Raw genomic sequence first — 6,128 nt, 5'->3', positions numbered from 1 at the left:
GGCGGGGGGGGGGGCGGGGGGGGGGGGGGGGTGGGGGGCTTGGGATTGTCGGCTGAGCGGGGCGGGTGGGCCGGGTGGTTCCAGTGGTGTCGGTGGGGCTAGTGGTTCCGGTGGTCCCGGTGGGGCGAGAGACTCCAGTGGTCCCGGTGGCCCCGGTCGGGCGAGCGAGTCCGGTGGGCCGGGTGGGCCGGGTCGGCTGCTGAGGAAGCTTGGTGCGTGGTTGCTGATCTGCCAGGGGTGGTGGGGGTGGGGGCCAGGCTTTGGCGGTCGGGGATGGACGGTCGGTTGGAGCCGGCGACGGCCAGTCCGTTGGAGGGGGCGAGGGCCAGTCGATCGGCGCTGGCGACGGCCAGTCACTCGGGGTCGGCCGGGACGAACCGCTGTTGGTCGGCTGAACGGTCCGGGGAACGCCGCTCGGCGTCATGAGCGTGTGCTGCGCCCCAGTGCTCCCGCCGTGGGGCGGGCCTGTGTCCTGTCGCTGGGACGGCACCGGGTCCTGTCGCTGGGACGGCACCGGCCCGCCGGTTGTCGAGCGGTCGTCGGCGGCCGGCGAGGTCGGAATCGGCTGTGGCATGGTGCGGCTTCCTCTGCGCTCATCGCACCGCGGGCGATCGCGGCGCCGGCTGGGGGTCCTGAGTGACAGGGGGGTCCGGCGGCACGGCCGGTCCAGGCGTTCCGCCACTCAGGTGAACGGGGACGGATCCCTCCAGGTCACGCCTGCCATGGGGCGACCCCGGCGCGTGGGAATCTCGTTGAGCTCGGCATTGCCCCTCAGTGCTCGGTTCGCGCCGGTTCACGCCTCTTCCTCGGCGCCCTTGTTCCCGGTACGCATGCTGTCCGGGCTAGCTCCGCTCTGTCGCGCGGCTGTCTTCTTCAGGGTGCCGGGGGCTGTGCTCTTCGCCTGGCTCGGTGCGGTGCTCGTCGCCTCACTCGGCGCGGTGCTCATCGCCGGGCTCGGTGCGGTGCTCTTTGCCGGGCTCGGTGCGGTGCTCGTCGCCTTACTCGGCGCGGTGCTCTTTGCCGTGCGTGAGGCAGAGCTCCTTGCCGTGCGCGGTGCGGTGCTGCTCGCCGGACGCGACGGAGAGCTGCCCGTCGAACGCGGACCGGTGCTCTTCACCGGACGTACCCCCGCGTCTTTCGACGCTCCCGACGCGTCACCGCCAGGCCTCGCGGTCCCCGCATGCGACGACTTGCCGCCCGGCCGCCTGGTCACCGGCTGCGACCCGGCCGCCGTACGGGCACGCACAGCACTCGACCCCCGCTTTCGCACGACAGCCCTGGCCACGCGGGAGAGACCGCGAGCCGAACCCGCGGAGTGCCGGGACCGGCGCCGATCCTCCGCGTCGGACGTGGACTCGTCCTTCACCACCGGTCCCCGAAGCTGTTCATCTGCCAGCTCCTCCACATCCCCGGTCTCGTCCTGCCGCCCCGCATCCGGTTCCTCATCGCGCCCGGCACGTTCAGTTCGCAGGCAGCGGCGGATCGACTCGGGGTCGAGCCCTTCGTTGCAAGCCTGGTGAAGCAGGCGGGCGAAGAGATAGTCGGCGTCGGCGCCCAGCGCCAGAGCAAGAGCCTCGCGGGCCTCCACCTCGTCGCCGGTGGACCAGGCAACCCAACCGGCCAGGGTGAGGGGTGCCGCGCCATGCTCCCGGTACGACCCGACGCAGCGGCGGGCCAGTGCACGCCAGAGTCGTAGAGCGGGCGCGGCTTCCTCGCCCTCCATCCATTCGGCCACGCGGTCGCGGGTCACACGATCCTGCAGGCCCAGAATGAGCCTCGCGGCTTCGTCGTGGTCGAGCAGATCGTCGTCACGGAGATCGGCGGTGAGCGTTCCGGACACGGCCGGGGCCGCCGCGAACCGGTTCCGCAGCTGCTCGGCCAGTTCGAGCGTCTCCTCCGCCACCCCCGCCCGCTGCTCGTCGTCGAGGATCCTCGGGACCAGCGCCATCCCACCCCGGTCCAAGGCGCTCTCCTGCTCGAGAGCGGCGGCGGTCTCCCAGGGCAGCAGCCTGGCCCGCAGCTCGCTCAGGGTGCCGCGCACCTGGACCCCGGCGTAGGCGGCCGCGGCCGCCAGCACCGACGTACCGGGCAGGCCCATCGGTCGGCCCTCGGCCGGACAGCACTCTGTCCTGTCGCAGCAGTAGGACCAGAAGCGCCCGGCCGAGATACACAGGGCCTCGACCACGGGCACGTCAAGGTTGCCGCACGCGATGCGCATCCTCTGCGCCAGTGGCCGCAGCCGTTCCATCACCTGCCGGCCCGTCTCGCCCTGGGCGGGGTCCTGGCACAGGAAGGCGACAATCTGTTCGGGCCGGGCTCCCCGTCGCTCGCTGCCTGTCACCAAACCGTGGGCCAGCTGTGTGGCGGCGGAGTCCCAGTCTTCCGCGTTCGCGGGGATGCCGAGCCGCGCCCGGCCGCCGAATCGACCCCTGCCGTCCCTGTCGTGCAGGGCCGCGAGCACCATGCTGTCCTCGGGGCGGTAGCCGAGGAGGTACGGCAGGGCGTCGGCCAGTTCCGCCGGGGTGCGCAGGGTGACCTGATGCTCGGGCAGCTGACCTTCGTACGCCGTGCAGGCGAGTGGGTTCCTGTGTCGTGGGCTTCCTGGACTCTCGTCGTACCCGCCTCGCATGTCACGCGCGTCATTCGGGTCGGCCGACCTGGGCGCGAGAGGGTGGTCCTGGCCCGAGGGGCCGTCGTTTTCGGGGGATCCGGTGGCTTCGCTGTGGTTCGTCATGCGGAGACGATCTCGCGGATCTTGAGACTCCGCTTTGCCCTGTGGATAACTCTGACCAGGGACACAACAACCCGGAAGCAAGTGCGGCTGCCTCGCCTCCGCTCCACCCCCTCCGGTACGGGATTCCCGGCCTCTCCGCTCGCGAAGCCCGGCCCGTCCAGCACTGGATGACAGTGCCGCACAGCCCTCGCATATCAGCGTCGCCCTGCCCCGGAAGTCAGTCCCGTCCGGCCCGGATGTCAGTGCCGTCCTGTTGTATAGAACCCATGGAACACACGAGCAACGCGGATCTGCGGACGGCCGCCGACGCGGTCCTCGCCCGCCTCGTCGGGGACGACACCGGGACGGCCCGGCTGCGCGAGGACCAGTGGCGGGCGATCGAGGCGCTGGTCGCCGACAGACGCCGCGCGCTCGTCGTCCAGCGGACGGGTTGGGGCAAGTCCGCGGTGTACTTCGTGGCCACGTCCCTGCTGCGATCCGGCGGCAGCGGGCCCACGGTGATCGTCTCGCCGCTGCTCGCCCTCATGCGCAACCAGGTCGAGGCCGCCGCCCGCGCCGGCATTCACGCACGCACGATCAACTCCTCCAACACCGAGGAGTGGGACACGATCCAGAGCGAGATCGCCGCGGGCGACGTCGACGTACTGCTCGTCTCGCCGGAACGCCTCAACAACCCCGACTTCCGCGACCAGGTGCTGCCCAAGCTGGCCGCGGCGACCGGCCTGCTCGTGGTGGACGAGGCGCACTGCATCTCGGACTGGGGCCATGATTTCCGGCCCGACTATCGACGACTGCGCACGATGCTCTCCGATCTCCCGCCCGGAGTGCCCGTGCTGGCGACCACCGCCACCGCAAACGCGCGCGTGACCTCCGACGTCGCCGAACAGCTGGGTACCGGTGGTACCTCGGACGCTCTCGTGCTGCGCGGTCCGCTGGACCGGGACAGCCTGAGCCTGAGCGTCCTGCGACTGCCGGACGCCGCCCACCGAATGGCCTGGCTCGCCGACCACCTCGATGACCTGCCGGGTTCGGGCATCATCTACACGCTCACGGTGGCCGCCGCCGAGGAGGTCACGGCCTTCCTGCGGCACCGCGGGCACACGGTCGCCTCCTACACCGGCAAGACGGAGAACGCCGACCGCCAGCAGGCCGAGGACGATCTTCTCGGCAACAGGGTCAAGGCCCTGGTCGCCACCTCCGCGCTCGGCATGGGCTTCGACAAGCCGGACCTCGGCTTCGTGGTCCACCTCGGTTCGCCCTCCTCCCCCATCGCCTACTACCAGCAGGTCGGCCGCGCCGGCCGCGGCGTCGAGCACGCCGAGGTGCTCCTGCTGCCCGGGCAGGAGGACGAGGCGATCTGGCAGTACTTCGCCTCGCTCGCCTTCCCCTCGGAGGACCTGGTTCACCGCACGCTCGACGTCCTCGCGCGATCGGACCGACCGCTGTCGCTGCCCGCTCTGGAACCTCTGGTGGAGCTGCGCCGCTCCCGCCTGGAGACCATGCTCAAGGTCCTGGACGTGGACGGCGCGGTCCACCGGGTCAAGGGCGGCTGGATCGCCACCGGAGAGCCGTGGGTGTACGACGCCGAGCGGTACGACTGGGTCGCCCGGCAGCGCGCGGCCGAGCAGCAGGCGATGCGCGAGTACGCCTCGACGACGGGCTGCCGCATGGAGTTCCTCCAGCGTCAGCTCGACGACGAGGGGGCCAAGCCCTGCGGTCGCTGCGACAACTGCGCGGGCGCACGCTTCACCGCCGATACGTCCACGGTCGCGCTGGACGCCGCGCGGGTCGACCTCGGCCGAGCGGGCGTCGAGGTGGAGCCGCGCCGTATGTGGCCGACCGGTCTCCCCGCGATCGGCGTCGAACTCAAGGGACGTATCCCGGCCGGCGAACAGGCCGCCCCGGGGAAGGCCTTGGGACGGCTGTCGGACATCGGCTGGGGCAACCGTCTGCGACCGATGCTGGCCCCCCATGCCCCGGACGGGCCCGTGCCCGACGACGTCGCGAAGGCAGTCGTGGGTGTCCTGGTCGACTGGGCCAAGGGACCGGGCGGCTGGGCTCCAGGCGCCCAGGACGCCGTACCTCGCCCGGTCGGTGTCGTCACCATCGCCTCCCGCACCCGGCCGCAGCTGATCAACTCCCTGGGCGCGCGCATCGCGGAGATCGGCAGACTCCCGCTGCTGGGTTCCCTGGAGTACGTCGGCGAAGGCTCCCACGTCTCACGAAGCAACAGCGCGCAGCGGCTGAAGGCGCTCGACGGCGCGCTGACCGTGCCTGACGACCTGGCCTCGGCGCTCTCCGAGAACCCTGGCCCAGTGCTGCTGGTGGACGACTTCACCGAGACGGGTTGGACCCTAGCCGTCGCCGCACGCATGCTGCGCCGTGCAGGGGCGCAGGGGGTCATGCCATTGGTCCTGGCCGTGCAGGGTTGATCTCGGCCGGTACGGGTCCGCGACCGCCAAGTCCGCGGCACCCAGGGCATACGCGCTCATGAGACGGGTACGAGCTGGTGACGGACGGTCTCCCCATGCGTCTCACTGTCATGCATTGGGTAGGGATATAACCCTCGCACCATCAGATATCGGTCGGTGGCCCCAATTGCTCGTTGCCGCATTCCGGTTCGACAGGAAGAATTGGAGTCCGCTCCCCGTGCGGCTCGTCCGTGATCCGGATGGGCTCTGCTGCGGCGTGCGCTCCCCCGAATCCGATCTCGCCCGCAGTGTGGGCGCGTAGCCGAAGGGAGGACCGTGACCTTCGGATTCGCTCCGTCCTCCGCGGCAACCGATCTGTCTGCCGCATCCGCCAACTCCCTGGCCCGCATGCTCGAACCCGCGGAGTGGGCCGCTGCGGGCATTCCGCTGCTGCGCAACCCCCGCGAGATAGTCAGCGGTCTGCACTCGCGGCACCGCCCCAGGCCGGCGACCGCGATCGTCGCCGTGCTCGACGCGGAGGAGAGGTTGCGGGCGAGTGCCTCGTTCACCCGCCGAGCGGCCCCGGCCGACGGCTGGACATTCCGCAACGCCCTGCTGTCCCAGTTGCGCCGGGTCATCCCGCACGACCTGCGCCGCCGCACCCCGGTACGCACCGCCGTGCTGCTCTACTGCCGCGAGGGCGACGCCCGTTGGACGGAGGAGGACGGCGCCTGGATGTGGGGCTTGCGCGACGCCTGCACCCTGCACGGCCTGCGCTGCGGGGCGTACATCACGCTGACCGATGACGGTTGGCAGGTCCTCGGTGAGGGACGCGGCGGACGCCGCCCCAGCGCGGACTCGTCACCCGAGCCTTTCGCGACGTCCGAAGCACCGGTTCCGCTGCCCCGCACCGGCGGCGCGGCTTCGGAGGTCCTCCGTCGCGCGGCTGCCCGCTGAGGAAACAGGACGCGTACGTCCGATCA

General features: G+C 71.4%; 3 protein-coding genes. 2 read left to right on the top strand and 1 reads right to left on the bottom strand.

Annotated elements, in window-relative coordinates; all coding sequences use genetic code 11:
- Positions 1–793: 793 nt before the first annotated feature.
- On the bottom strand, positions 794–2,734 hold the full coding sequence (locus tag ACGFW6_RS40730; RefSeq protein WP_393521656.1) for a DUF4192 family protein: 1,941 nt from the start codon (positions 2,732–2,734) through the stop codon (positions 794–796).
- Between the two features lie 266 nt (positions 2,735–3,000).
- Here ACGFW6_RS40730 and ACGFW6_RS40725 point away from each other — a divergent pair, with 266 nt between their 5' ends.
- Both ACGFW6_RS40725 and ACGFW6_RS40720 read left to right on the top strand, forming a co-directional pair.
- The gene (locus tag ACGFW6_RS40725) at positions 3,001–5,166 is read left to right on the top strand and encodes a RecQ family ATP-dependent DNA helicase (RefSeq protein ID WP_393521654.1); all 2,166 of its coding nucleotides are present in this window, start codon (positions 3,001–3,003) and stop codon (positions 5,164–5,166) included.
- 315 nt (positions 5,167–5,481) lie between these two features.
- Positions 5,482–6,102, top strand: coding sequence for a hypothetical protein (locus ACGFW6_RS40720; RefSeq protein ID WP_393521652.1), 621 nt, complete (start codon positions 5,482–5,484; stop codon positions 6,100–6,102).
- Positions 6,103–6,128: the final 26 nt, after the last annotated feature.

It is taken from the genome of Streptomyces sp. Y7, assembly GCF_043195415.1.
Lineage (GTDB): Bacteria > Actinomycetota > Actinomycetes > Streptomycetales > Streptomycetaceae > Streptomyces.
This window is presented reverse-complemented; position numbering and strand designations above follow the sequence as displayed.

Excerpts from the sequence above, each read along its gene's own strand:
- ACGFW6_RS40730 (WP_393521656.1), bottom strand. The coding sequence starts at position 2,734 with ATGACGAACCACAGCGAAGCCACCGGATCCCCCGAAAACGACGGCCCC.
- ACGFW6_RS40725 (WP_393521654.1), top strand. The coding sequence starts at position 3,001 with ATGGAACACACGAGCAACGCGGATCTGCGGACGGCCGCCGACGCGGTC.